Source organism: Enterococcus sp. LJL90, from assembly GCF_056924355.1.
In genome coordinates, this window is the sequence record NZ_JBXPBQ010000004.1 from 218791 (window position 1) to 243744 (window position 24954).

Annotated in this window: 23 protein-coding genes and 1 tRNA gene; 17 read left to right on the forward strand and 7 right to left on the reverse strand. The window is 40.2% G+C overall.

All coding sequences use genetic code 11. From position 1 onward, the window contains the following. Positions 1–10: 10 nt before the first annotated feature. The 4 genes from AC1Z3S_RS11175 to AC1Z3S_RS11190 all read left to right on the forward strand — a co-directional run bounded on the left by AC1Z3S_RS11175 (position 11) and on the right by AC1Z3S_RS11190 (position 5410). Positions 11–1792 carry a V-type ATP synthase subunit A gene (locus AC1Z3S_RS11175; protein WP_461740438.1) on the forward strand — a complete coding sequence of 594 codons (1782 nt, stop codon included), beginning with the start codon at positions 11–13 and terminating at the stop codon, positions 1790–1792. Further along, positions 1785–3158 (forward strand): V-type ATP synthase subunit B, encoded by a 1374-nt coding sequence (locus tag AC1Z3S_RS11180; protein ID WP_461740439.1) that lies wholly within the window; start codon positions 1785–1787, stop codon positions 3156–3158. The genes AC1Z3S_RS11175 and AC1Z3S_RS11180 overlap by 8 nt, the downstream gene beginning before the upstream one ends. Positions 3159–3353: 195 nt before the next feature. Continuing rightward, positions 3354–3992: a V-type ATP synthase subunit D gene (locus tag AC1Z3S_RS11185; RefSeq protein ID WP_461740440.1), complete on the forward strand. Its 639-nt coding sequence runs from the start codon at positions 3354–3356 to the stop codon at positions 3990–3992. A 59-nt stretch (positions 3993–4051) separates the two neighbouring features. Further along, on the forward strand, positions 4052–5410 hold the full coding sequence (locus tag AC1Z3S_RS11190) for a TrkH family potassium uptake protein (protein ID WP_461740441.1): 1359 nt from the start codon (positions 4052–4054) through the stop codon (positions 5408–5410). Positions 5411–5587: 177 nt separating this feature from the next. Here AC1Z3S_RS11190 and gloA read toward each other — a convergent pair whose 3' ends face one another. Further along, the gene (gene gloA, locus AC1Z3S_RS11195; protein WP_461737937.1) at positions 5588–5959 is read right to left on the reverse strand and encodes a lactoylglutathione lyase; all 372 of its coding nucleotides are present in this window, start codon (positions 5957–5959) and stop codon (positions 5588–5590) included. 196 nt (positions 5960–6155) lie between these two features. Here gloA and AC1Z3S_RS11200 point away from each other — a divergent pair, with 196 nt between their 5' ends. Then, a complete protein-coding gene (locus AC1Z3S_RS11200) occupies positions 6156–6596 on the forward strand; it encodes an NUDIX hydrolase (RefSeq protein WP_461740442.1) in 441 nt (146 codons plus the stop codon). 113 nt (positions 6597–6709) lie between these two features. Here AC1Z3S_RS11200 and yidA read toward each other — a convergent pair whose 3' ends face one another. Genes yidA through AC1Z3S_RS11215 form a run of 3 tightly spaced genes read right to left on the reverse strand, consistent with a single transcriptional unit; the run spans position 6710 to position 9711 of the window. Continuing rightward, positions 6710–7522, reverse strand: coding sequence for a sugar-phosphatase (yidA, locus tag AC1Z3S_RS11205; RefSeq protein ID WP_461740443.1), 813 nt, complete (start codon positions 7520–7522; stop codon positions 6710–6712). A 22-nt stretch (positions 7523–7544) separates the two neighbouring features. After that, positions 7545–8894 carry an HD domain-containing protein gene (locus tag AC1Z3S_RS11210; RefSeq protein WP_461740444.1) on the reverse strand — a complete coding sequence of 450 codons (1350 nt, stop codon included), beginning with the start codon at positions 8892–8894 and terminating at the stop codon, positions 7545–7547. Between the two features lies 1 nt (position 8895). Continuing rightward, the gene (locus AC1Z3S_RS11215) at positions 8896–9711 is read right to left on the reverse strand and encodes a lipoate--protein ligase family protein (RefSeq protein WP_461740445.1); all 816 of its coding nucleotides are present in this window, start codon (positions 9709–9711) and stop codon (positions 8896–8898) included. A 216-nt stretch (positions 9712–9927) separates the two neighbouring features. Here AC1Z3S_RS11215 and AC1Z3S_RS11220 point away from each other — a divergent pair, with 216 nt between their 5' ends. Together AC1Z3S_RS11220 and rpoE are read left to right on the forward strand one after the other, a co-directional pair. Further along, the gene (locus AC1Z3S_RS11220; protein ID WP_461737807.1) at positions 9928–10362 is read left to right on the forward strand and encodes a YwiB family protein; all 435 of its coding nucleotides are present in this window, start codon (positions 9928–9930) and stop codon (positions 10360–10362) included. A 113-nt stretch (positions 10363–10475) separates the two neighbouring features. Continuing rightward, positions 10476–11096 carry a DNA-directed RNA polymerase subunit delta gene (gene rpoE / locus AC1Z3S_RS11225; RefSeq protein ID WP_461740446.1) on the forward strand — a complete coding sequence of 207 codons (621 nt, stop codon included), beginning with the start codon at positions 10476–10478 and terminating at the stop codon, positions 11094–11096. 106 nt (positions 11097–11202) lie between these two features. On the opposite strand, the gene AC1Z3S_RS11230 is transcribed toward rpoE, so the two are convergent. From AC1Z3S_RS11230 to rpoN, 3 genes are all read right to left on the reverse strand, one after another. Then, positions 11203–11766 carry a TetR/AcrR family transcriptional regulator gene (locus AC1Z3S_RS11230; RefSeq protein ID WP_461740447.1) on the reverse strand — a complete coding sequence of 188 codons (564 nt, stop codon included), beginning with the start codon at positions 11764–11766 and terminating at the stop codon, positions 11203–11205. A 306-nt stretch (positions 11767–12072) separates the two neighbouring features. Further along, positions 12073–12411 (reverse strand): hypothetical protein, encoded by a 339-nt coding sequence (locus AC1Z3S_RS11235; RefSeq protein ID WP_461737804.1) that lies wholly within the window; start codon positions 12409–12411, stop codon positions 12073–12075. A gap of 59 nt (positions 12412–12470) precedes the next feature. Beyond that, the gene (gene rpoN / locus AC1Z3S_RS11240) at positions 12471–13787 is read right to left on the reverse strand and encodes an RNA polymerase factor sigma-54 (protein ID WP_461740448.1); all 1317 of its coding nucleotides are present in this window, start codon (positions 13785–13787) and stop codon (positions 12471–12473) included. Positions 13788–13845: 58 nt separating this feature from the next. Here rpoN and AC1Z3S_RS11245 point away from each other — a divergent pair. The 10 genes from AC1Z3S_RS11245 to AC1Z3S_RS11290 all read left to right on the forward strand — a co-directional run bounded on the left by AC1Z3S_RS11245 (position 13846) and on the right by AC1Z3S_RS11290 (position 24936). Then, a tRNA-Arg gene (locus AC1Z3S_RS11245) sits at positions 13846–13917 on the forward strand. 346 nt (positions 13918–14263) lie between these two features. Then, complete coding sequence (locus AC1Z3S_RS11250) at positions 14264–15301, forward strand: sugar-binding transcriptional regulator (protein ID WP_461740449.1); 1038 nt, start codon at positions 14264–14266, stop codon at positions 15299–15301. Positions 15302–15341: 40 nt separating this feature from the next. After that, positions 15342–16343, forward strand: a complete 1002-nt coding sequence (gene gap / locus AC1Z3S_RS11255; RefSeq protein WP_461737801.1) for a type I glyceraldehyde-3-phosphate dehydrogenase — start codon at positions 15342–15344, stop codon at positions 16341–16343. Between the two features lie 116 nt (positions 16344–16459). Further along, positions 16460–17650: a phosphoglycerate kinase gene (locus tag AC1Z3S_RS11260; RefSeq protein WP_461740450.1), complete on the forward strand. Its 1191-nt coding sequence runs from the start codon at positions 16460–16462 to the stop codon at positions 17648–17650. A gap of 54 nt (positions 17651–17704) precedes the next feature. Next, positions 17705–18460, forward strand: a complete 756-nt coding sequence (gene tpiA / locus AC1Z3S_RS11265) for a triose-phosphate isomerase (protein ID WP_461737799.1) — start codon at positions 17705–17707, stop codon at positions 18458–18460. Positions 18461–18594: 134 nt separating this feature from the next. Continuing rightward, entirely contained in the window at positions 18595–19893 is a 1299-nt protein-coding gene (gene eno, locus AC1Z3S_RS11270; RefSeq protein ID WP_265459026.1) for a phosphopyruvate hydratase, read from the forward strand. A gap of 324 nt (positions 19894–20217) precedes the next feature. Then, positions 20218–20835, forward strand: a complete 618-nt coding sequence (locus AC1Z3S_RS11275; RefSeq protein ID WP_461740451.1) for a YesL family protein — start codon at positions 20218–20220, stop codon at positions 20833–20835. 65 nt (positions 20836–20900) lie between these two features. Next, positions 20901–23066 (forward strand): helix-turn-helix domain-containing protein, encoded by a 2166-nt coding sequence (locus AC1Z3S_RS11280; RefSeq protein WP_461740452.1) that lies wholly within the window; start codon positions 20901–20903, stop codon positions 23064–23066. Beyond that, positions 23063–23545: a hypothetical protein gene (locus AC1Z3S_RS11285; protein WP_461740453.1), complete on the forward strand. Its 483-nt coding sequence runs from the start codon at positions 23063–23065 to the stop codon at positions 23543–23545. The genes AC1Z3S_RS11280 and AC1Z3S_RS11285 overlap by 4 nt, the downstream gene beginning before the upstream one ends. Before the next feature lie 437 nt (positions 23546–23982). Next, the gene (locus AC1Z3S_RS11290) at positions 23983–24936 is read left to right on the forward strand and encodes an ABC transporter permease (protein WP_461740454.1); all 954 of its coding nucleotides are present in this window, start codon (positions 23983–23985) and stop codon (positions 24934–24936) included. Positions 24937–24954: the final 18 nt, after the last annotated feature.

A 24954-nucleotide genomic window follows, 5' to 3' on the forward strand; every position in this document is an offset into this window, starting at 1 on the left:
GGGAAATAATTTGCAAGAAGGAAAAGTTATCAAAGTCTCTGGACCGCTAGTGATGGCGAACAATATGGCGAATGCCAGTATTCAAGACATCTGTTATGTGGGCGATTTAGGAGTTATCGGAGAAATCATTGAGATGCGGGGAGACGTAGCTTCCATTCAGGTCTACGAGGAAACTGCCGGCATCGGCCCTGGCGAACCAGTCAGAACAACTGGTGAAGCTCTCTCAGTTGAACTGGCGCCAGGTATCATGTCACAAATGTTCGACGGGATTCAACGGCCGTTGGACACTTTTTTAAAGATTACAGAGAGTAATTTCTTGAGTCGTGGAGTGCAGCTGCCGGCCTTAAATCATGAAAAAAAATGGCTCTTTGAACCAGCTAAAGCAGTTGGTGATAGTGTTAGCGCTGGCGACATCGTCGGCACTGTGCAAGAAACTAATGTAATTAACCATAAAATTATGGTGCCAAATGGTATTCAAGGCACCATCACAGAAATTTCAGCTGGTGAGTTTACGATTGATGAAGTCATTTATAAAATTGCCACTGAAAATGAAGAAAAAGCCTTGACCATGTTGCAAAAATGGCCGGTGCGTCGGGGTCGTCCAATCAAAGAAAAATTAAATCCTGTGGCACCGATGATTACTGGTCAGCGGGTTATTGATACGTTTTTCCCGGTCACCAAAGGAGGAGCGGCCGCTGTTCCCGGGCCATTTGGAGCGGGTAAAACAGTCGTGCAGCACCAAATTGCTAAATGGGCTGACGTTGATTTAGTTGTTTATGTGGGTTGCGGCGAGCGAGGCAATGAGATGACCGACGTGTTGAATGAATTTCCGGAATTAATTGATCCAAATACCGGTGAATCATTGATGGAGCGGACGGTTTTAATTGCCAATACCTCTAATATGCCCGTTGCGGCTCGGGAAGCTTCGATTTATACCGGAATTACGATTGCGGAATATTTCCGTGACATGGGTTATAACGTGGCAATCATGGCAGATTCAACTTCTCGCTGGGCAGAAGCACTGCGGGAGATGAGTGGCCGTTTAGAAGAAATGCCGGGTGATGAAGGCTATCCTGCTTATTTAGGTAGCCGTTTGGCGGAATATTATGAGCGTTCAGGGCGAGTGATTGCATTAGGCGAAGATAATCGTGAGGGTAGTATCACTGCCATCAGTGCTGTTTCACCATCTGGTAGTGATATTTCTGAACCGGTAACGCAGAACACTTTACGAGTAGTGAAGGTTTTCTGGGGACTGGATTCACAATTAGCCCAACAGCGTCACTTCCCATCGATTAATTGGTTGTCCAGTTATTCCTTATACAGCGCAGAAGTCGGCCAGTATTTAGACCAGCAGCTAAATGGCGATTGGTCTGGCATGGTCAAAGAAGGCATGCGAATTTTGCAGGAGGAGTCACAATTAAATGAAATCGTCCGTTTAGTCGGTATCGATTCCCTTTCTGACCGTGACCGTCTGACTTTGCAAGTTGCGAAGTCCTTGCGGGAGGATTACCTTCAACAAAATGCCTTTGATGATGTCGATACTTATACTTCTCGGGGAAAGCAATACAAAATGTTGGACAATATTTTAACCTTTGGCCATGAAGGTCAGCGGGCTTTAAGCTTGGGTTCCTATCTTTCAGAAATTATTGATGGAACGGTTATGCTGCGAGACCGGATTGCCCGCAGTAAATATTTACCAGAAAACCAGCTTGCTAAACTGGATGAGATTCATCAAGAAATCAAATCAGAAATCCAAGAAATTATCGCACAAGGAGGCATGACGAATGATTAAAGAATATAAAACAATCGGTGAAGTCGTCGGCCCTTTGATGGCAGTCGATAAGGTTCAAGGGGTAAAATACGAAGAGCTGATTGAAGTGCGCATGCAAAACGGTGAAATTCGCCGCGGGCAAGTGCTGGAAATTCACGAAGACAAGGCGTTAGTTCAAATTTTTGAGGGAACTAGCGGCATTAATCTCCGGGATTCATCTGTACGTTTTTTAGGCCATCCATTAGAATTGGGTGTATCAGAAGATATGGTGGGCCGGGTCTTTGACGGTCTTGGCCGGCCTAAAGATCAAGGTCCGGAAATTTTACCGGAAAAGAAAATGGATATTAACGGAGAAGTTATCAACCCCGTGGCCCGAGATTATCCGGATGAATTTATCCAAACGGGAATTTCAGCGATTGACCACTTGAACACCTTGGTAAGAGGACAAAAGCTGCCGGTCTTTTCAGGTTCAGGTCTACCCCATAAAGAATTGGCGGCGCAAATTGCTCGTCAAGCTAGCGTTTTAAATTCGGATGAAGATTTTGCGGTGGTTTTTGCCGCAATCGGAATCACCTTTGAAGAAGCCGAATATTTTATGGAGGACTTCCGTAAAACCGGCGCTATCGATCGCTCGGTAATGTTTATGAACCTAGCTAATGATCCTGCGATTGAGCGGATTGCCACGCCACGGATGGCTTTGACGGCGGCTGAATATTTGGCCTATAAAAAAGGGATGCACGTCTTGGTCATTATGACGGACATGACCAACTATTGTGAAGCGCTACGGGAAATTTCTGCGGCTCGTCGGGAGGTTCCTGGACGACGGGGCTACCCTGGTTATCTCTACACAAATTTGGCCACCTTGTATGAACGAGCAGGGCGGATTCGTGGCTTAAAGGGTTCGGTGACGCAAATTCCGATTCTCAGTATGCCAGAGGATGATAAGACTCATCCGATTCCCGATTTAACCGGCTATATTACCGAAGGACAAATTATTTTGTCCCGTGATTTAGATAAACGAGGCATTCAGCCACCGATTGATGTATTGTCTTCTTTATCCCGTTTAAAAGATAAAGGAACAGGTCCCGGCAAAACCCGTGAAGACCATGCAGCTTCAATGAACCAGTTATTTGCAGCCTACGCTCAAGGTAAACAGGCGAAAGAATTGGCTGTCGTATTAGGGGAAGCCGCTTTATCAGATGTCGATAAAATTTATGCGAAGTTTGCGGACCGTTTTGAAAATGAGTATGTCAATCAAGGCTTCCATACAAATCGTTCCATTGAAGAAACCTTAGATTTAGGCTGGGAATTATTAGCGATGCTGCCGAGAACAGAACTAAAACGGATTAAAGACGATATGCTGGATAAATATTTACCGAAAAAGTAAGCTAATTTTTCGCTGCTCAGGTTTTTGATAGTCCAAGTAAAAGGAAGTTCGGTAAATTTTTGTAGAAATCAGTGATAAATACAATTTTTGGTTTCCTGATTTTTGTTAAATAGAGGATTTCTTGTCTACGAAACTATCAATCAACCTGACAGACCTTAAAATGTTTATTACTTTACTAGAGGAAGAAGTGATAAAATGGCCCGATTAAATGTGAACCCGACGCGGATGGAATTGACGCGCTTGAAAAAGCAAATGACAACCGCTACTAGAGGGCACAAACTTTTAAAAGACAAGCAAGACGAGCTGATGCGCCAGTTTATCTTGCTGGTGCGCAAAAATAATCAGCTGCGGAAAATTGTTGAAGAAAAGATGCAGACTGCCATGGCGGATTTTGTTTTGGCAGATGCGACAATCAACGAGGCGTTTATTGAAGAACTCTTTATTCTTCCAGCTGAAGATGTGCAGCTAGATGTTCTGGAAAAAAATATTATGAGTGTCAAGGTGCCGCAGATGGCTTTTGAGTATGACGAGCGCCTCGGGGTAGCTCCCTTGGAATACGGCTATTTAAATTCAAATGCTGAGTTGGATTCGGCGATTGATCGTTTTGCAGACTTTTTACCTCAGCTGTTAGAGCTGACGGAAATTGAAAAAACCTGTCAGCTGATGGCCTCAGAAATTGAGAAGACCCTTCGGCGCGTCAATGCGCTAGAATATATGACGATTCCTCAATTGGAGGAGACAATCCACTATATTCAAATGAAGCTAGAGGAAAATGAACGGGCGGAAGTGACCCGTCTGATTAAGATTAAAAATATGGGTACCACAACGAGTTAAGTTGTGGTACCTTTACTTGTATATAAATTGTTTTGGAAGAATGAGTAGAAGGTGCAGAGATGTTTAAGGTAAAGAGACGGATGTTTGAAAGAATTTCGCCAGGCAGATTATTAGCCTTGGGATTTTTATTGCTAATTTTAAGTGGCGGTAGTTTGTTGAGTCTGCCGTTTTTCAGCCGCTCAGGAGAAGCGACAGCGTGGCTCGATGGGATTTTTACGGCAACATCCGCAGTGTGTGTGACTGGTCTGACAACTTTAAATACCGCTGAGCATTGGAATATTTACGGCCAAGTATTGCTTATGATTTTAATTGAAGTTGGCGGTTTGGGCTTTATGATGATTCCGATTCTTTTTTTCTCGGCCATGAAAAAGAAGGTCGCTTTTAGTACTCGGATTGTTCTGCAGGAAGCGTTAAATTTAGATGATTTATCAGGCGTGATGAAGCTGATGCTGTACATTGTGAAATTGTCAGCAGTTATTCAAGGTGTCGGTGCAGTCTTATTATCCTTTGTTTTTGTTCCGCAATACGGCTGGCTAAAGGGAGTTTGGTTTGGTATTTTCCATTCGATTTCCAGCTTTTGTAATGCCGGCTTTGATTTGTTAGGCGATAGCTTAGCTCAAGACCAGCAAAACTGGTTCTTAATTTTGGTGGTAGCGCTGTTGATTATTGCCGGTGGGTTAGGCTTTATTGTTTGGCGGGATATTATTGAATATCGCGAGAAAAAACGCTTGTCTTTGCATACCCGCATTGGCTTAAGCATCACTGGAATTTTATTATTAGGTGGGACAATTCTATTTTTCTTCACGGAAAATAATGCGGCTGCCTTGGCTCCGGATGGAAATTTTTTCGAGCGCTTAGTTAACACCTTTTTTATGAGTGTCACGCCACGGACAGCGGGCTATTATTCTGTGAACTACGCCCATATGACCGACGCTGGTTTAATTTTGACGATGTTTCTGATGTATATCGGCGGAACTTCCGGTTCAACAGCAGGTGGTTTGAAGACGACAACTTTTGGAGTGTTGCTGATTCAAATGCGCTCAATGTTTAAAGGACGCACACGCGCGGAGTTCCACGGCCGCACGATTCGTCAATCAACGGTGCTGCGGGCTTTAACTTTATTTTTTATCACCTTGACAGTCTGTGTGCTGGCAATCATGCTGCTTTCTGTTACAGAAACCATCCCTCCAGAATTTGGGATTGAGTACATTGCCTTTGAAGCTTTTTCGGCTTTTGGCACTGTCGGCCTCACGATGGGCTTAACGCCAGATCTAACCGAAATCGGCAAAGTCGTCATTATTGCTTTAATGTATATCGGTCGAGTGGGGATTTTGACAGTTGTTTTCTCTTTAATTGCTAAAAGCAAACGAGAGCAGGCTAATTACAAATATCCTGAAGAAGGTGTCATGGTAGGATAATAAAAAGAGAGCTTCAATTGCTGAGGCTCTCTTTTTGCTACTTAGAAGTAATTTTATTTTACGTTTCAATTTTCAACAAGGTTGAAATGTAGATAAGTTATCAATAGTTTGTAGCACTTGCTACCTACAAGATAAAATTCAAACTCCGTTTCAATTTATATCAAAATCAAAACTTTATTATCCACGAATGACTTCAATTTTATAACCATCAGGATCTACAATAAAGTAATAAGATGGATCAGTTCCTGGGAGGCCTTTTAAGTCAGTGACATTAAAACCAGCTGCTTGATGTTTAGCGTGAGTAGCTTCTAAATCATCTGCAGCAATAGCAATATGGCCATAACCATTTCCTAAATCATAACCAGGATGATTGTAATTGTATGTCAATTCCAATTCATAATCATCTCCAGGTAAAGTCAAATAAACTAAAGTGAATTCATTTTCCGGAAAATCACGACGACGGCTTTCTTCAAAATCAAAAGCCTCTTGATAGAACTTCAATGATGCCTCTAAATCTTTGACGCGAACACAAGTGTGAGCCATTTTCATATTCTTCATCCTCTCTTTCTCATCAATCTTAGCATACTCTTATTATTTTTTTAAAGCTTCTGTTTTAAAAGGCTTGTTAATGAGAAATTTCTCATGTAAACTGTTAACTAAGACTGAAATTATGAAATGAAAATGATAAACATTTCCAGGCAATAATTATTAGATGAAGAATATTGAAGTTTAAAGGAGTTTGTAAATGAGCATTCCGACCTTCGGGTTAAAGACGGAAAATGTTGAGTACATCAGCCGCTATGCCGTCTATGTTGTTTTACCAAATCAAAAAAATGAGCTGGCAATTGTGCAGGCCCCTAATGGTGCATATTTTTTACCCGGCGGCGAGATTGAAGCCGGTGAAGATCAACTGGCGGCGATTCAACGGGAATTAATTGAAGAGCTGGGGGTTGAGGCGACTTTGGGCAATTATTATGGCCAAGCGGATGAATTTTTCTTTTCCCGTCATCGGGATACTTATTATTATAATCCCGGTTACTTTTATCAAGTGACGGCTTGGCAACAGGTCTGTGAACCGACTGAAAAAACCAATGTCATTGCTTGGGTTGCTCCGGAAAAGGCGATTGAATTATTAAAACGCGGCAGTCACAAGTGGGCTGTAGAGCAATGGCTTAAAACCAATTAAAAAAAATAAAAATCCTGCTTGGCGGGGGCTCTTTCAAGGAGCTCTGATGCATAAGCAGGATTTTTTTATTTAAGCAATTAAGTTTGGGTTTAGCTAGGCTGATTTTTTATATTTTAAATTAAAACATATTTGTTCAAGGCTTCGGCTACACCGCCATCATTGTTGCTGGCAACGTGGACGTCAGCGGCTGCTTTGGTGCTAGGTACGGCATTGGCTACGGCAACGCCGATGCCGGCATATTCCAACATTGAATTGTCATTTTCATTATCGCCAATCGCCATTGTTTCTTCTGGTTTCAGGCCAAGGTATTCAGCTAAAGTTTTTAAGGCATTACCTTTGCTGGCATTTTTATTTAGTAATTCATAATAAAAAGGCGAGCTTTTGACCGTATTGTATTTTTCCGTAATTTCTGGTGGCATTTTTTTAATGGCTTCGTCTAAAATATGAGGATGATCAATCATCATCATCTTGATAATATTTAGGTCCTCATGCATTTCTTCGGGTGTCCGATATTCCAAAGGCATATCAACCAAGTAAGCCTCGTTGACGGTATATTTGCTGATATTTCTATTTGGCGTAAAAATCGTTTCATGATTAATCGCATGGAAATGGATGCCTAATCTACGGGCGGTCAGTTCTAAAATATTGTAGTCTGCTAAACTCATGCCATAGCTGGCAACGATATCACCGCTAGCAACATTTTGAATCAAAGAGCCGTTGTAGGTAATCACATACTCGTTATCACGATTGATGGCTAATTCTGCTAGCTTCGTGGTGACGCCTGGCAGTGGGCGGCCGGTACATAAAACAATGTGAACGCCTTTTTGCCGTGCTTCGTGGATGGCCGTTTTTACCTCTGGATTGATGGTGTGCTGATCATTAATCAAAGTCCCATCGATGTCGATTGCTACTAATTTAATACTCATAATTTACTCCGTTTCTAAAAATTTATTCAATTGCGCCATTTTTAATATGGCGGGAAAACTGTTGGTAAGTTTCTGAGAACAAGCTGGTATCCTCTTGAGGAGCGAGCATTTCTTTTGGAAAATAAAAACGCTGATCCCCTTGAGTCTGTCCGGCTAAAGCCGCAACTAGCGGACTGAGCTGAGATAATTCGATTAGAGAATCATCTTTGCGGATAATTTCAATCTGGGTGCGGTGGCGATTTTCCTCTGGCCGATAAAAATCATAGGGCAGGTCATAGCTGGAATTAATTGCTGTATAATATTTTGGATTATAGCCAACTTTTTCCACCAACTGTTCTAATTCTACCAGAGTTTGATTGTCTTTGCCTTTAACAAATGTGGCAGATTTTAAAGGTTTGCGATTTAAAAAGCGTTGGGCTAAATCACTGAGGACCGCATCACTCTCCTCCTGCCATTGAATAAAAGAAGTGCCTAAGACACCGTCGTCTAATTTTAAATAATCAGCTAACGAAAAATCTTCTTTTAAAAACGGCAGCAGCAATTGCGAGTGCCCGTTAAAAATATTCGGGTCTTTACGATACAGCTTGGCTGCTCGGTTTAATAAATGTTCTAAAATGACTTCCATTCCCCGAGAAACCGGATGAAAATAGACTTGGACATACATCTGATAGCGGCTGACAATATAATCTTCGACGGCATGCATGCCATTCATTGAAAAAGCAATGCCACCGCTGTAGGGCCGAATTACCCGCAAAATTCTAGTCAAGTCAAAGGTCCCATATTCAGTGCCGGTATAATAGGCATCCCGCAGCAAATAATCCATCCGATCAGCGTCAATCTGACTGGAAATCATTTGAACAACTTGTGGGTTAGGATATTTTTTGGTAATCACGCTGGCGACTTTTTCGGGAAAGCCGGCCCCCACCCGATTTAAAATTTGATAGACCTCAGTCTCAGGTGAGGTGATAATTTCTACTGTAATGGCCTCGTGATTTGTGTGGAAAATATGTTCAAAGGTATGGGAATAAGGACCGTGACCGACATCGTGGAGCAGTGCGGCCGCCAAAACCACTAATCGCTCGCTGTCATCCCAGCCATCTGGTCCAATTTTTTCTTGGGAATAATTCCGCACAAAAATATCACAGATGCGCCGAGCAATTTCATAAACCCCCAGCGAATGGGAAAAGCGGCTGTGTTCCGCCCCGTGAAAAGTAAAAGAAGAAGTGCCTAATTGCTTAATCCGCCGCAAGCGTTGAAATTCCTTTGAATTAATTAAATCTAAAATCACTTGATGCTGCACATGAATATAATTATGGACTGGGTCGCGGAAGACTTTTTCCATCGGCAGCAGCTGATCTTTGTATTGGGTCATCTTAAAGCTCCTTTAAGAGTAAATTTCGTTGCTGCATACTGGTAATTTTTTCTTGAAAACGCTCGAGATTATCGGTCTCAGCTAAAAATTTATCCGCTTGTTGAAAGGCAACTTCAGTAGAGAACATTTTTTCAGCAGCACTTAAAAAGCGTTCCTTGCAAGCTAGCACTGTCAAGTTTTCCCCGAGTAAGACTGGTAAATTTTCCATACTGGCGGGGCGCACCGCCGGATAGCCTTCAAGACCAAAGCGCTCTTTGAGACTCGCCTGATAAAATTCTTTGACCATTTCGCCACGGGCTAGTTGATTGCCAGTGACACTGAGGTACATCATCACAGCAATGCCATTTTTAATCCGCCGCTGGGCAATGCCGGCAAATTTTAAATCTTCTATGCTGAGATCAAACTTTCCCGGACAATATGAATCAGCAATTTCTTTGGCGATAATTTCTTTTTTTGTGGGGAAGGCCGTTTTAACAAGGGCGGTCATCAATTCATAGCCGCCATCAATCGATAAATCAGCCTTTGGTATAATGAGCGAGACATTTAAAATGCCCGCATCAGCAATCACACCTAAGCCCCCAGCATTGCGAACGATTGGCTGATAATCGGCAGCCTGAATCACATCGATACCGGCAGCTAAGTCTGTCACTCGGGTATCTTTCATGCCTAAAATAAAACAATTTGGCAGTTGCCAAAAATGTAAAAATGCTTGTTGATTTTCGCCGGCAAATTCCGTTAAAGTATCCGTTAAAGCAAAAGGTTCAAAGGCCGCAGTCGGCGCTAAAATAGCTTGATCCAAGACAATCATATTTTTCATAAAGGTTATTCGACTCCTTTTAATAACTCGATTTTCACATGAAGTGGGCAGATTGTCAAAATGGAATCGCTGAAAATCATGATTTTTTACATTCTGTTTCGGTTTTTTTATAAAAAGGCGAGGATTCCAGCAAAATAATCGCAAATGATTGACAAATACTGACTTTCTATCGAAAATAGACTAGATAAGTAAGTTGAATAAAGGAGCATCAGAATTATGGATTTAACACAAAGTATTCCTGTATCAATTATCGTACAGACAAAAATTAAACAACAAGGTCAAGTTGAAGAATTCAACTTTGAAATCCCCGGTCAAATCGTTCAAATCGGCACAACCTTTTATATTCGTTATAAAGAAGCACAGGAGGATGGCCGAGAGGTGCCGGTGACCGTGAAAGTTTATCCCGACGGTAAAGTTCAATTATCCCGCAACGGCGATGTTCGTACACGACTGCGCTTTGGCTATCAGGAAAAATTAGAAACTAGCTATCGGACGATTTACGGCATGTTTTTATTGACGACCTACGCCAAAAATCTGCATTTTAGCTTAAGAGACCGGCCAGTTTCTGGTGAAGTTTCAGTTGATTATGATTTATTTTCAATGGGAGAACAAATCGGTGAGTATCAGTTTATTTTGAAATTTACGGCTTGATGTATGGAGTGAATTTCAAAATAAAATTAATTGGCCTTTTGACGAACTAAATATTGCATTTTAAGGCAGTATTTTGTATGATAAAGGATAGACTGCGAAAGGACGTGTACCCTTTGGAATTAAGTGTATTTGAAGGATTAAATAAAAATGAGTTGTCAATGATTGAAGTGGCTCACGCAATCTTAGAGGCTAATGCTGACGTAATGGATTTTTCTGATTTAGTAAACGAGATTCAAAATTATCTTGGTAAATCAGATTTAGAAATTCGCGACTCCTTAGCTCAATTTTATACAGATTTAAACATCGACGGTAGCTTTATCTCTTTAGGGGATAACCGTTGGGCGCTGCGTTCATGGTATGCGATTGACTCGATTGATGAAGAAGTTTCGCCAGCCATTGATGAAGATGAAGAAACGCCTCGTCGTAAAAAACGCAAAAAGGTTAACGCCTTTATCACAGATGATGAAGACGCCATCGATTACAACGACGATGACCCTGAAGATACTGATTTAGCTGATGAAGACGATGAAGACTTTGATGATGACGATGATGATGACGATGAAGAAATCGCAGCATACAATTCTGACTTGAAGGAAATCGGCGCTGACGATAATGGCGATGATGAAGAAGAATTGCCGGGCAGCATTGAAGAAGACTTAACCATCGTAGACGATGATGATGACGACGACTTTGATGATGAGGATGAAGACGAAGAGTTTTCTGAAGAAGAATAGCCAGTAAAAAAACTGTTCCAATAGTAAAAACAGCTGAGTAATGGAAACTAATTTTGGTTTCAGTTATTCTCTGTTAAAACTTTTGGAGCAGTTTTTTTTACATTTTTTAGCGAATGTCGAATTTATTAATTTGTGCGATGATGGCTGCCATTTCAGCAGGTGATTCTAGCTGACCGCCGTTAATCCAAGCCTGAAAAACACCGAATTGCGCACTGCTGAGATAGGCAGTAAAATATTTTTGTTCAAGGGGAGATTGCAGCTGAATATTCTGAATGCGGGGCAGCAAATTTTCTACCATATTGGCGGTAATTGCTTCTTTGATGTGATTTTGAATTTCGATTGAACCCCGATCAGAAATCAGCAAAGCCAGCAATTTGCCTTCAGCGGTAAAGAAGGTTAATAGTTCAGTAATTATCTGTTTGACGCTAAGATTTTCTTTAAGAAGTGTGGCTTGATTAATCTGTGAAATCAATTCTTTTTGATACGCCTCAATCATTTGATATTTATCAACATAATGTAAGTAAAAGGCACTGCGGCTGATTTCGGCTTCCTGACAAATATCTTTCACAGTTATTTTTTCAAAGCTTTTTCTTTCTAATAAAGCTATCATACCATTTAAGATATTGCGTTTAGTGCGATAAAAGCGCAGGTCTTGTTTATTCTCTGTCAAAAAATCACTTTCCTTCATTTCTCGATAATAAATTTGATTGTATTGTTGCCAGCATTTTGATAGCTACTAACTCAGTAAAAACATGCTAAGCTTGAACTTAGCTTACAAAATAATTTACAAGCTGTCCATTATCTAAAAAAAGACAGCTACTGGACTTCAATTGCATAAAGCGACTGTCAAAAGTCGAACCAAAAAGCTAACTTTTGGCAGTCACTTCAAAATGAAGGCCAGACCAGCTGTCTGAAAATAAACTAATAGTTAATGAAAGAGTTTAGAAAAAAGTTGGGTTCATCAAGTGATACCAGTTTATTTTTTCTCGGTCAGAAATTGAATGAAGGCGACAATAATTGAGAAGACAGTTAGAACTGAAACAATTAGCTGGGAAACATTCGTGGCATAACCGGTTTGCGCTGGATCTAGAATGCCTAAAACGAGGTAATAAACAGTCCAAATAAGACCAATGCCTAAAAGTAGAAAAGCAGCCATAATGATATAGGGATTGGCTTTTTTTAGTTGTGGCATTAAGCTTAAGAGTTTATTGGTCTTTTGTGCTTTACTTTTTTGTTTCCGGGTAATCACGCCGCTGAAAAAACCAACGATGACGCCGATGGATAGACCGATACAGATTGCAAAGAAGATAGTCATAGAACTCCTTAAAATTGAAATTATTTAAAAAATACGTGGTAACAGTCCGGCAATATCTTTTAGGCATCAAATCTTTTGCGCTTGGAGGAGCTTTGAATGCCTAATGCTTCCCGATATTTAGTGACTGTTCGGCGGGAAATTTGAATCTCTTTTTCCTTTAATAAATCAACAATTTTTTGATCCGATAAAGGTTTTTGCTTATTTTCTTCAGCGACTAATTGGGCAATGGCCTGCTTGGCACTGTCTGCACTTTGGTCATCGCTGCCGGCTTCATTAATCCGATTGGTAAAGAAATTTTTTAATTCAAAAATGCCAAAATCGGTCTCTAGATATTTGCCATTAACTGAGCGACTAACGGTTGATTCGTGAATCTCAAGTTCTTCAGCGACTTCCTTCATCGTTAATGGTCGCAAAGGACGCCTGTCATCTAAAAAGAATTGCTGTTGAACTTGGGCAATGACGGTACCGACCCGTAAAATAGTATCTCCCCGCTGTTGCATCATTTTTTTCATCGTTTGGTATTCCTGTTGCTTGCCTTTTAAATAGGCCAGCGTTTCATCATCCGCTTTAGCCTGCATCCGTAAAAAATATTTTTCCTGAAATTTTATTTCTGGTTGACCTTTGCGGTTGGAACTGATTTTAATTTGGCCTTCAACAACTTTGACGGATAAATCAGGCACGACATATTGTTCGGTTTCTTGGCTAAAGCCACTGCCGGGAGAAGGGGTCAAGGTTTGCAGATAGTCAAAAATTTGTTGAATATCCTTCAATTCAATCGCAAATTTTTTGGCGATTTTTTCCCAGCGCCGGGCAACCAAGTCTTCAAAATTTTCCTCTAAAATAATATAAGCTAGGGCTGGGGCATAGTCATCCCGCTCTGTCTGCAGCATCAGGCACTCCTGCAAATCACGGGCCCCCACACCAGCGGGTTCTAATTGCTGAATCAAGGTCAATGCATCCAAAAGCTCAATAGCACCGGCACCGGTTTGTTCCGCAGCTTCTTCCAAAGAAATTTTCAAATAGCCATTCAAATCAATATATTCTACTAAATATAAAACAAGACTTCGTAAAAACGTATCCCGATAATTTAAATGGATTTGCTGAATCAAATATTCAAAAAGAGAAATCCGGTCTTGGGACACCAGATTAATAATGTCTAAGCCTGCTTGACTGGCACCAGAACCGCGGCCATAATCTGCCACAAAGCTTGGCTCGATCACTTCAATCAAAGGATTTTCTAAGGCCATATTATCCAAGTAATCTACCAGTTCTTCAGTATTAAATTGCAGGACCTGCAAGGATTGCTGAAGCTGCTGAGTCATTGCCAGCTTTTGGGTTTGCCGCTGTTGTTGTGAAAAATTTTGTTCAAATTTCATATTTTTAAAATTTCCTCTTGTTTTTTTTTGCTAAGTCGGATAAACTATAACTCGTGCCGCGCCCTTAGTGTAGTGGATATCACGTAAGATTCCGGTTCTTGAGACGGGGGTTCGATTCCCTCAGGGCGCGTAAAGCTAAATTCATTTTGTCTTGAATCCGCAGAAAAGTCAATCTTTTCTGCGGGTTCTTTTTTGTATTTAGAAGTAGTTAGGAAACAGCTGCATAAAAAATTTTAGCGAATTATTTCCCATAAAACAGTTCGCAATTTTCTGACAATTCGCTTCATAAAAACTTTACAACTCTTTCACAAAAAAACATAGGCTTTCGGTTGTTTTTTTTGAGGCAAACTGGTAGAATAATTTTTGTAGGAATGAGGAAGAAAAAGTTTAAAATTTTTCCCATCCGAATTTTTTTGAGGTCTATGGGTCGTTTTTGGTCTACTATGGACAAAAATTGTCCTACTAAGGAGAAAACAATGCTTGATGATTTGAAATTGATTGAAGCAGTGGCTCCGGAAATGATTAAACTTCTACAAGAACGCGTGCAAGTCCTGAGAGCTATCTACTGGCAACAACCGATTGGCCGGCGAAGTCTCGCCGATAATTTAGGAATGACAGAGCGGGTATTGCGTACCGAGACCGATGAATTAAAAGAGCTTGAGTTAATCCACAGTTCGAAAAGCGGCATGTCCTTAACCAAAAAAGGTCAAAAAGTTTTTCGCCAGCTGGAAAAGTTGATGAACAACTTGAAGGGCATGGATCAGCTAGAGCAGCAAATCGCCAAGCAATTTTCAATTGAACGTTGTCTAATTCTTGAAGGAGATAGTGATCTCCATGAAGAAATTATTTCGGAATTTGGTTCTGCTTTGTCGGATGTATTAAATGTTAACTTACCCATAGGCGAAAATATTATCGCAGTCATGGGTGGTACGACGATGGCAAAAGTTGCCCAACATTTGAAAAACTTGGAAACCAGTCAGCGACACAATATTTTTGTACCGGCTAGAGGTGGTATCGGCGAAGCATTGTCGGTTCAAGCCAACTCTGTCAGTGCTGTGATGGCAGCAAATTCTGGCGGCGAACACCGTGCACTTTATGTGCCGGAGCAGTTGAGTCGGCAAACCTATGAATCATTGTTGCAAGAACCATCAATTCATGGTGTACTGGGATTAATCAGCCAAGCCAATTGCGTGATTCACAGTATTGGTCGTGCGTTGCACATGGCAGCCCGCCGCAAGATGAGTGAAGCAGAATTAGTGATGCTGCGTCAAAAACATGCGGTTGCAGAATCCTTCGGTTATTTTTTCAATGAAAATGGCGAAGTGGTTTACAAAGTTCCCCGAGTCGGTATTCAGCTGCGGGATTTAGAAAAAGTTCCTTTGATTTATGCCATCGCTGGCGGAAAATCAAAAGGCAAGGCGATTCGTGCCTATTTAGAAAATGCTCCACAACAAACGTGGCTCATCACGGATGAAGCTGCGGCAAACGAGATTTTAAAAGGGTTCTCCCTTTAAAATAAATTAATTTGTGATTTTCATAAGGAGGAAATCTTAAATGACAGTTAAAGTAGGTATTAATGGATTTGGACGTATTGGACGCTTAGCATTCCGTCGTATCCAAGATGTAGCAGGAATCGAAGTAGTAGCAATCAATGATTTAACAGACGCTAAAATGTTAGCTCACTTGTTAAAATATGATACTACTCAAGGACGTTTCAACGGAACTGTTGAAGTTCATGAAGGTTCTTTCAACGTAAACGGCAAAGAAGTTAAAGTTCTTGCTAACCGCAATCCTGAAGAATTACCTTGGGGTGAACTAGGCGTTGATATCGTTTTAGAATGTACTGGTTTCTTCACTTCAAAAGCTGCTGCTGAAAAACATTTAACTGCTGGCGCTAAACGTGTTGTAATCTCTGCTCCTGGTGGAAATGACGTGCCAACAATCGTTTACAACGTAAACCATGAAACATTAACTGGTAAAGAAACAGTTATCTCTGGTGCTTCTTGTACTACTAACTGTTTAGCTCCTATGGCTAAAGTATTAAACGACGAATTTGGTGTTGTTGAAGGCTTGATGACAACTATCCACGCTTACACTGGCGACCAAATGACTTTAGATGGACCTCATCCTAAAGGTGACTTCCGTCGTGCCCGTGCTGCTGCAGCAAACATCGTGCCTAACTCAACTGGTGCGGCTAAAGCAATCGGCTTGGTAATTCCTGAATTAAACGGTAAATTAGATGGAGCTGCTCAACGTGTGCCTGTTCCAACTGGTTCATTAACTGAATTAGTAACTGTTTTAGACAAACCTGTTACTGTTGATTCTGTTAACGAAGCAATGGCTCATGCTGCAAACGAATCTTATGGTTACAACACTGACGAAATCGTTTCTTCTGATATCGTTGGTATGACTTTTGGTTCATTATTTGACGCAACTCAAACTCGTGTGATGACTGTTGGCGACAAACAATTGGTGAAAACTGTTGCTTGGTACGATAACGAAATGTCATACACAGCTCAATTAGTTCGTACTTTAGAATACTTCGCAAATCTTTAAGATTTAAGAAGGCTAATTGAAGACGATTGTCTAATAAAGCGGGGAAGCGACGCGCTTCTCCGCTTTTTATTTAGAATAAATGAAAGAACGCACAAATTAATCAGGAGGTCCTCCAAATGGCAAAGAAGACTGTTAAAGATATTGATTTAAAAGATAAAAAAGTCTTAGTACGGGTAGACTTTAATGTTCCCTTAAAAGATGGTGTAATTGGTGATGATACTCGAATTAAAGCGGCATTGCCAACCATCCAATATGTTATCGATCAAGGCGGCAAAGCAATTTTGTTCTCCCACTTAGGTCGTGTTAAAACTGAAGAAGACAAAGCTGGCAAATCTTTAGCACCAGTTGCCAAACGCTTAGGCGAATTATTAGGCAAAGAAGTTACCTTCGTTCCTGAAACTCGCGGCAAAGAATTAGAAGATGCTATCAATAACATGAAAGACGGCGACGTTTTAGTTTTTGAAAACACACGTTTTGAAGATGTTGACGGCAAAAAAGAAAGCAAAAACGATCCTGAATTAGGCAAATACTGGGCTTCATTAGGCGATGTTTTTGTAAACGACGCCTTCGGTACAGCTCACCGGGCTCATGCTTCAAACGTTGGGATTGCTTCAACAGGTATTCCAACTGTTGCTGGCTTCTTAATGGAAAAAGAAATTAAATTTATCGGTGAAGCCGTTGAAGATCCAAAACGTCCAATGATCGCTATCTTAGGTGGCGCCAAAGTTTCTGATAAAATCGGCGTGATTGAAAACTTAATTCCTAAAGCGGATAAAATTTTAATCGGCGGCGGCATGACGTATACTTTCTACAAAGCTAAAGGTATGGAAATCGGCAACTCTTTAGTCGAAGAAGACAAAGTTGACTTGGCTAAGTCTTTAATTGAAAAAGCTGGCGACAAATTAGTTTTACCAGTAGATTCAATCACGGCTGCTGAATTTTCAAATGATGTACCGACCGAAGAGCACGCAGGTGATGTACCAGTTGGCCAAATGGGACTAGATATTGGACCTGAAACAATTGCTTTTTTTGCCCAAACTTTAGCGGGTGCGAAAACAGTTGTTTGGAACGGACCAATGGGCGTTTTTGAAATGTCAAACTTTGCCCGTGGGACCATCGGCGTTTGTGAAGCCATTGCTAACTTAGAAGGCGCAACAACCATTATCGGTGGTGGCGATTCTGCTGCAGCCGCTGAACAATTAGGTTTCGCTGACAAATTTACCCACATCTCTACTGGTGGCGGTGCAAGCTTAGAATTATTAGAAGGTAAAGAATTACCTGGCTTAGCTGCTATCAACGACAAATAAGCTTGCTTTTTTAAGAAAAAATCAACAGCTTAATAAAGAAACGGAGCGAAAAACATGCGTAAACCAATTATCGCCGGTAACTGGAAAATGAATAAAACAGCTTCAGAAGCAAAAGCTTTTGCAGAAGCTGTTAAGACTAAGATTCCTGCAAATGACAAAGTTGATACAGTGATTGGCTCACCAGCCTTATTCTTAGAAACTTTGATGAACGTCAGCGCAGGCACTGAATTAAAAATTTCAGCGCAAAACTGCTTCTGGGAAAATGCTGGAGCTTATACTGGTGAAACTTCACCAGCCGCTTTAGCTGACCTAGGTGTGCAATATGTGATTATCGGTCACTCTGAACGTCGGGAATATTTCCACGAAACAGATCAAGATATCAACAAAAAAGCCAAAGCTATTTTTGCTAACAAAATGACACCAATTCTTTGCTGTGGCGAATCTTTAGAAACCTATGAAGCTGGCAAAACAGCTGAATGGATTGAAGGCCAAATCAACGCTGGTTTAGCTGATTTAACAGCGGAACAAGTGAGTAACTTAGTGATTGCTTATGAACCAATCTGGGCAATCGGTACTGGCAAATCTGCTGATGCGCAAATCGCTGATGAAATTTGTGGCGTTGTTCGTCAAACAGTAGAAAAATTGTACGGTAAAGAAGTTTCTGAAGCTGTCCGCATCCAATACGGCGGTTCAGTGAAACCAGAAAACATTGCCGAATATATGGCCAAGGAAAATGTTGACGGAGCTTTAGTCGGCGGTGCCAGCTTAGAAGCTGATTCATTCCTAGCTTTGTTAGACTTTGTTAAATAAGAATTGCTAAAGCTTTTAATAATTCGCTTTCAAAAACGATTTTTATTTGCAGAAAAGAGAAATATTCTCTACAATAAATAGTGTTCATAAGGGTACGCCCTTTAGATAAAACAAACTCAAAGGAGAGACAAGTTATGTCAATTATTACTGATGTTTACGCACGCGAAGTCTTAGATTCTCGTGGTAACCCAACAATCGAAGTCGAAGTTTACACAGAATCTGGTGCTTTTGGACGGGGAATGGTTCCTTCTGGAGCTTCAACTGGTGAATACGAAGCCGTTGAATTACGTGATGGCGACAAAAACCGTTACGGCGGCAAAGGCGTTACTAAAGCTGTTGACAACGTAAACAACGTGATTGCTGAAGCAATCATCGGCTATGACGTACGCGATCAAATGGCAATTGATAAAGCTATGATCGAATTAGATGGAACTCCTAACAAAGGTAAATTAGGTGCCAACGCAATTCTTGGCGTTTCAATCGCTGTAGCTCGTGCAGCTGCCGATTATTTAGAAGTACCTTTATACCACTACTTAGGCGGATTCAATACTAAAGTATTGCCTACTCCTATGATGAATATCATCAATGGTGGTTCACATGCTGATAACTCAATTGACTTCCAAGAATTTATGATCATGCCAGTTGGCGCTCCTACTTTCAAAGAAGCTTTACGTTATGGTGCAGAAGTATTCCACGCTTTAGCTGGAATCTTAAAATCAAAAGGTTTAGCAACTTCAGTTGGTGACGAAGGTGGCTTCGCTCCTAACCTTGGTTCAAACGAAGAAGGCTTTGAAGTAATCATCGAAGCTATTGAAAAAGCTGGCTATGTTCCTGGCAAAGATATCGTTCTTGCAATGGATGCAGCTGCTTCAGAATTCTATGACAAAGAAAAAGGCGTTTACGTATTAGCTGATTCAGGCGAAGGCGAAAAAACAACTGACGAAATGATTCAATTGTACACTGACTTAGTTGCGAAATATCCAATTATCTCTATTGAAGATGGTTTGGATGAAAACGACTGGGATGGCTTCAAGAAAATGACTGACGCTTTAGGCGATAAAGTTCAATTAGTTGGTGACGACTTGTTCGTAACAAACACAACTAAATTAGCTGAAGGTATCGAAAAAGGTATCGCTAACTCAATCCTAATCAAAGTTAACCAAATCGGTACTTTGACTGAAACTTTTGAAGCAATCGAAATGGCGAAAGAAGCTGGCTACACTGCAGTAGTTTCTCACCGTTCTGGTGAAACAGAAGATTCTACAATCTCTGACATCGCTGTTGCAACAAACGCTGGTCAAATCAAAACTGGTTCATTGTCAAGAACTGACCGGATTGCTAAATACAACCAATTATTACGCATCGAAGACCAATTAGGTGACGTTGCTGAATACAAAGGTTTGAAATCTTTCTACAACTTAAAAAACAAATAATTTCTAATTAACTGTTATTTAAATCCCTGCTGATGAGTCAGCAGGGATTTTTTTATTTGTTTAGAAAAATACTAGTCTTGCCTGCAATCAAAAAAAACGAGCGAACTTAACCAATGGTTTTAGAAAAAAACATACTTAGAGCAGAATTACATAGTGCAATTTAGTTAAATATTTGCTAGTATATTGTTGCTAATAAAAATTTATAAATTGTTATTTTAAATGGAAGCGTTTTTGCGGAAAATTAAAATAAGAGCGTTTTCTTTTTTGGATAGTTAAGTTAAAAACAGGTATCGATTGAATGTTTTAGAAAAGAGGGATTGTCAGATGGAAAATTTAGCGAGAGGTAGCGTGCGCATAGGGGAATTGATTTTGTTTGTCGCAAAGTTACAATTATTTTGGGTGGTGAGTGTCCTGCGCTTGGGAATTATCACGGGGATATTTCCTAGCACCGCTGCGGTTTTAGAATACTTTTACAAAGGCTTTAGGGATTTGGAGGCCGTAGCTATTCTCAAGGAGAAGGCTTTTTTTGCCGTGAGCAAAGGCCATTTTAAAGGCGCAAATTATTTAGGTTTTATCAGTGTCTTGATAGGCTTAATTTTATATCTTGATTGGCGCATCAGCAGTGTCTTTATTGAAAATCGCTTTTTTCAGATAGCCCTCTTCATATTTGTCAGTTTAGTTGTGATGACGTTGATTTATCTGCTGCCTTGTTATGTTCGCTATCAAATGCCTTTAAAGGATTATTTCAAGCAGGCTTTCTTTTTAATGCTTTGCAGTATTCCTAATTCTTTCGCGATTTTTTTAGGCTCAACTTTAATCATCATGCTGTTTATGATGTTTCCTGTCTTTTCTCTAGCGCCAGTGCCAATGTTGATGTTACCAACCGCTTGGTTCAGTCATCAAGCCATGCTACGTTTAGAAAAACAGAGTCAAGCAACATAAGGAGTACCATTGGCTGGCTAAGTTAGTTACTCAGCTGGGAGAAAAAGTGAAGGCGGGGAATGCACATGCGCGCAAGCTTGCAGATGATTTATTCAAAGTTAAATAAAAAATTTTTACTCTCCTACATAACAGTTTTTTTGTTTCCTTTTTTAATTTTGTCAGGAATTTTAATCTGGCAGGTAGTTTCTCAGACGAAGTTGAAAATTGAAAGCACAAATAATGAGGGCTTGACTCAGGTCTATGCCAGTCTTGAGGAGCATTTTAAAAAGTTAAATACAATTTCTTTAGATATGTCGATTAATCCCAGCGTGAGTAAAAAAACTGAGTTGCAGCCTTTAGAAGCGATGGCTTATGAAGAGGAACTGCAACGGTATGTGCTTTTTTCAGATATTGCAGAGGATATTTACATCACCTACGACAATCAGGAGAAGGTTTTCTCAAATGTTGGAACAATGGAGATTAGCACATTACTTTCTCAGCGGTTAAAAAATCAGGAAATTGACAGCTTGGCCTTCAGGAAAAATTTAGTCTCTGAGGAGCCTGTTCTGGAGGCTTTTGCCAGTGAGCCGCAAAATCTTTATTATTTTGTTCCTTTTGTTTTTAACGGTGTCAAAATAGGAAAAATTGTGTTTGCCATCCCAACAACCGGCCTCAGTCAACGGGTCTTAGCGCCCTTTCAAAAACCAGAGCAAAACTATTTGATGACTTTGAATAAGCAAACAATTTCGACAACTTTTACCGAGTCTGAAACAGTAAGCGGTGCTTATTTTTCTCAGTCAAAAACATTGGCAGATGTTGGTTTGCAGATTGAATCATTGGTGCCTGAAGCAGTTTTTAACCGGGAGGTGTGGAAGGTCGTGCTACTGGTCATCGCCTGCTTGCTGATTTTATTTTTGAGCGGCATTGGGGTGGTGATTTATTATGGTCACCGCCAATATGAACCGGTATATCGTTTGAATAGATTATACCGTTATATTGCCAAATACAATCAAACTGAGGAAAAAGAAATTCAGTTTGATGAGGTAGGCGATTTTCTCTTTCAGCAGTCGATCTTGGTGGATGCAACAAAAAAAGAAATCCAGCAAATCCGCGATGAGAGCTTTTGGAAACAGATTTTAAAAGGTGACTTGCCAGACTTAGGAGCTATCCAAAAAGAGCTCAAGTTGATTGGAAAAAAAATTGATCTCGAACATGCCTATCTTCTAGGAATCACGTCGACTGACTTTTCTAAAAAAGCGGACATCAATCTTCAGACAAAATCCCTACTGACAAATCTCTTTCCTTATACAGATGTGATGTATCAGGCGGAATGTATTGAGTTAACTCATCTCAAGCAATTTGTTTTTATTATAGAACTGAATTCTTCTGAGAAAACGGAGTCGTCACTGGAAGAGGTTAAAGAGGACTTTCGTCAAGTTTTAAATAAAGAGCTGAATACGACTTTGTCATTGACCTTTAGCAATCAAGCTACCAAAATTGAAGGACTAAACCTGAATTATATTTCTTTAATGGCGCAAATTGAGCATCAACAAGAGCTTAATCAATCAGCTACTCTTGATCAAAATAGTCATTTCGCCTATCCCGAACAAGCCGTGCTAACTTTAAAACAAGCCATCAAAGTTGGCAATAGCGCAGCAATTAAAAAAATCATTGCTGATATTGTTCAAAATGAGAAGTCCATGCAAATTTCTTTTTTCATGCGTCAGTCCTATTATCACTATGTCCTGCGCCAATTGCTTTTAATGAAGGAAGAGGCACAGCTATCCGGTGATTTCTATTATCAAAATGCGACGATTGAGCTTGCGACGATTGAAAAAGAGCTGTCGCTTGTCGCATTGGAGCTGAGTAACGGCTTTGCTAAAGAGGTTGCAGCCTATGAAAAAGCTGTTGATCAAGAAATTCTGCAGACGATTCATGAAAACTTTATGCGGCCTAGCTTTTCATTGGAGGAACTGGCAATCAAATTTGGAGTCTCGCTATCTAAGATGAGCATCATGGTCAAAAATGAAGCCAAGGTCAGCTTTAGCAAATATGTGCAGGCTCTGCGGATTGAACGAGTGAAGCAAGAATTATTGGAGACTTCAAAACCTGTAAAAGAAATCATCACAGATGTCGGTTACCACGATATTGCGAATTTCACCCGTAAATTTAGGGAAGAAGTCGGTGTGCCTCCGGGCCAATTTAGGAAAATATTTGAAAAAAAAACTGATCAAATGGAGGTCTCCCCGTGAAAAAAAAATACGGCTTATTTCTACTTGCGTTAATCATGCTCATACCATTAATTATGGCTTACACTGAGAAGTCTACCGAAATTGTCGCTGGAAAAACCACCAGTCAGCTGACAGAGCAGGCGAATCCGGCAGCGCAGGCGGCTCAAGAACTGTTATTAAAAAATCTTGAATGTGCGAATCAAAAAGATGTAGCAGGTTATGTTCAAACATTAGTTCCTGAGGCCCGAACGGCAACAACAGCTGAAATGACAACTTTTTTTGCTGAATATGATGTTGAAAACACATTGCAATCCTTTGAAATGTTGAAACTAGCAGACAATCATATGCTGGTTGAAACCAAGATTAAATCAATTAACCAAGATCCTCAGCAAAAGGACTATCGGAACCATCTAGCGACTGCCAATCAAACCTTTGTTTTTGTAGATGGCCAATGGCTCATTCAACAGGCAGTGATGATTGAAACAGATTTTCTAAATTAAGTATAAAAGTTTCCTCTTGCATTGAGAAAAGGTCTGACATAATTTTAGCAAAAGTAGCTGACTTGGTAACTGTTTTCCCGCTATTGATTTTTTAATGGTAGAAAAGAGCGGGGCAACAGTCTAGTCAATCCAAGTCTACTATTTTAATAAAATGATGTCCGGACCTTTTTTTTGTTTGACTAACCTACCAATAAACAAAGGAAGTAAGAGAAAGTATTGGAAAAAGGTCTAAGAAAAGCGTTATGTTCCGCTATGTAAAAATTTTTAGGGGAATTTCATGGAGTAAAAGCCTTTATTTAAAAGCGTTTTCAATAAAATCCTTCAAAAAACTCACATATTTCTTTTTTTAAATAAAGGGCTTACACTGAGGTCACTGATTAACACCGGTCAAGATTTTCAGTACTTTATTTTAATGTGTAATATAAGGGGGAGGTTTTATGCAGGCTGTTAGTAAAACAAGACAAAAGAAAAGTGTTAAAACTAAAAAGAGACTAACCTGGGCCCATCTAAAAAATAGTTGGCAGCTCTATGTCTTTTTAATTCCAGCATTTTTGTTCTTTCTTATTTTTTGTTACGGTCCGATGTATGGCATTATTATTGCCTGGAAAGATTATCAACCAGCATTGGGGATTCTTGGCAGTCCTTGGGTCGGTTGGAAATACTTTCAACAATTTTTTGATTCTTATTTCTTCTGGGATTTAATCAAAAATACTTTAGGAATCAGTGTCTATAGTTTAATTGTTGGTTTTCCACTGCCAATTATTTTAGCGCTATCCTTAAATGAGATGAAGGACGGCTTTGGGAAAAAGTTTGCCCAAACAGTTACCTACGCACCTAATTTCATTTCTGTTGTGGTAATCGTCGGGATGATGTTCGCCTTTTTGTCACCGTCAACAGGTATTTTGGTTCACTTCTTAGAGTTCTTAGGGATTGAAGGGGTTCACTTTATGGAGGACCCTAAATGGTTTAAGACTATGTATGTTTTAAGTAATGTCTGGCAAACGACTGGCTGGAGCTCAGTGATTTACATGGCGGCTCTCTCTGGTGTCGATACACAATTACATGAAGCGGCCACCATTGATGGTGCATCACGAATTCAGCGGGCTTGGCACATAAACTTGCCGACCATTTTACCAACGATAATCATTCTGTTAATCATGAGTATGGGAAATTTATTAAGTGTTGGGTTTGAAAAAATCATTTTGATGCAAAATCCTTTAAATATGACATCAAGCGATGTAATTTCAACCTTCGTCTATCGGGCCGGTTTATTAAACGGTCAATATAGTTTTGCGACAGCAGTCGGAGTTTTCAATTCGGTGATTAATGCGCTGATTTTAATCACGGTAAATAGTATTACTAAGCGTCTGACGGAGCATTCATTATGGTAAAGCGAAGGGGGAAAGTCA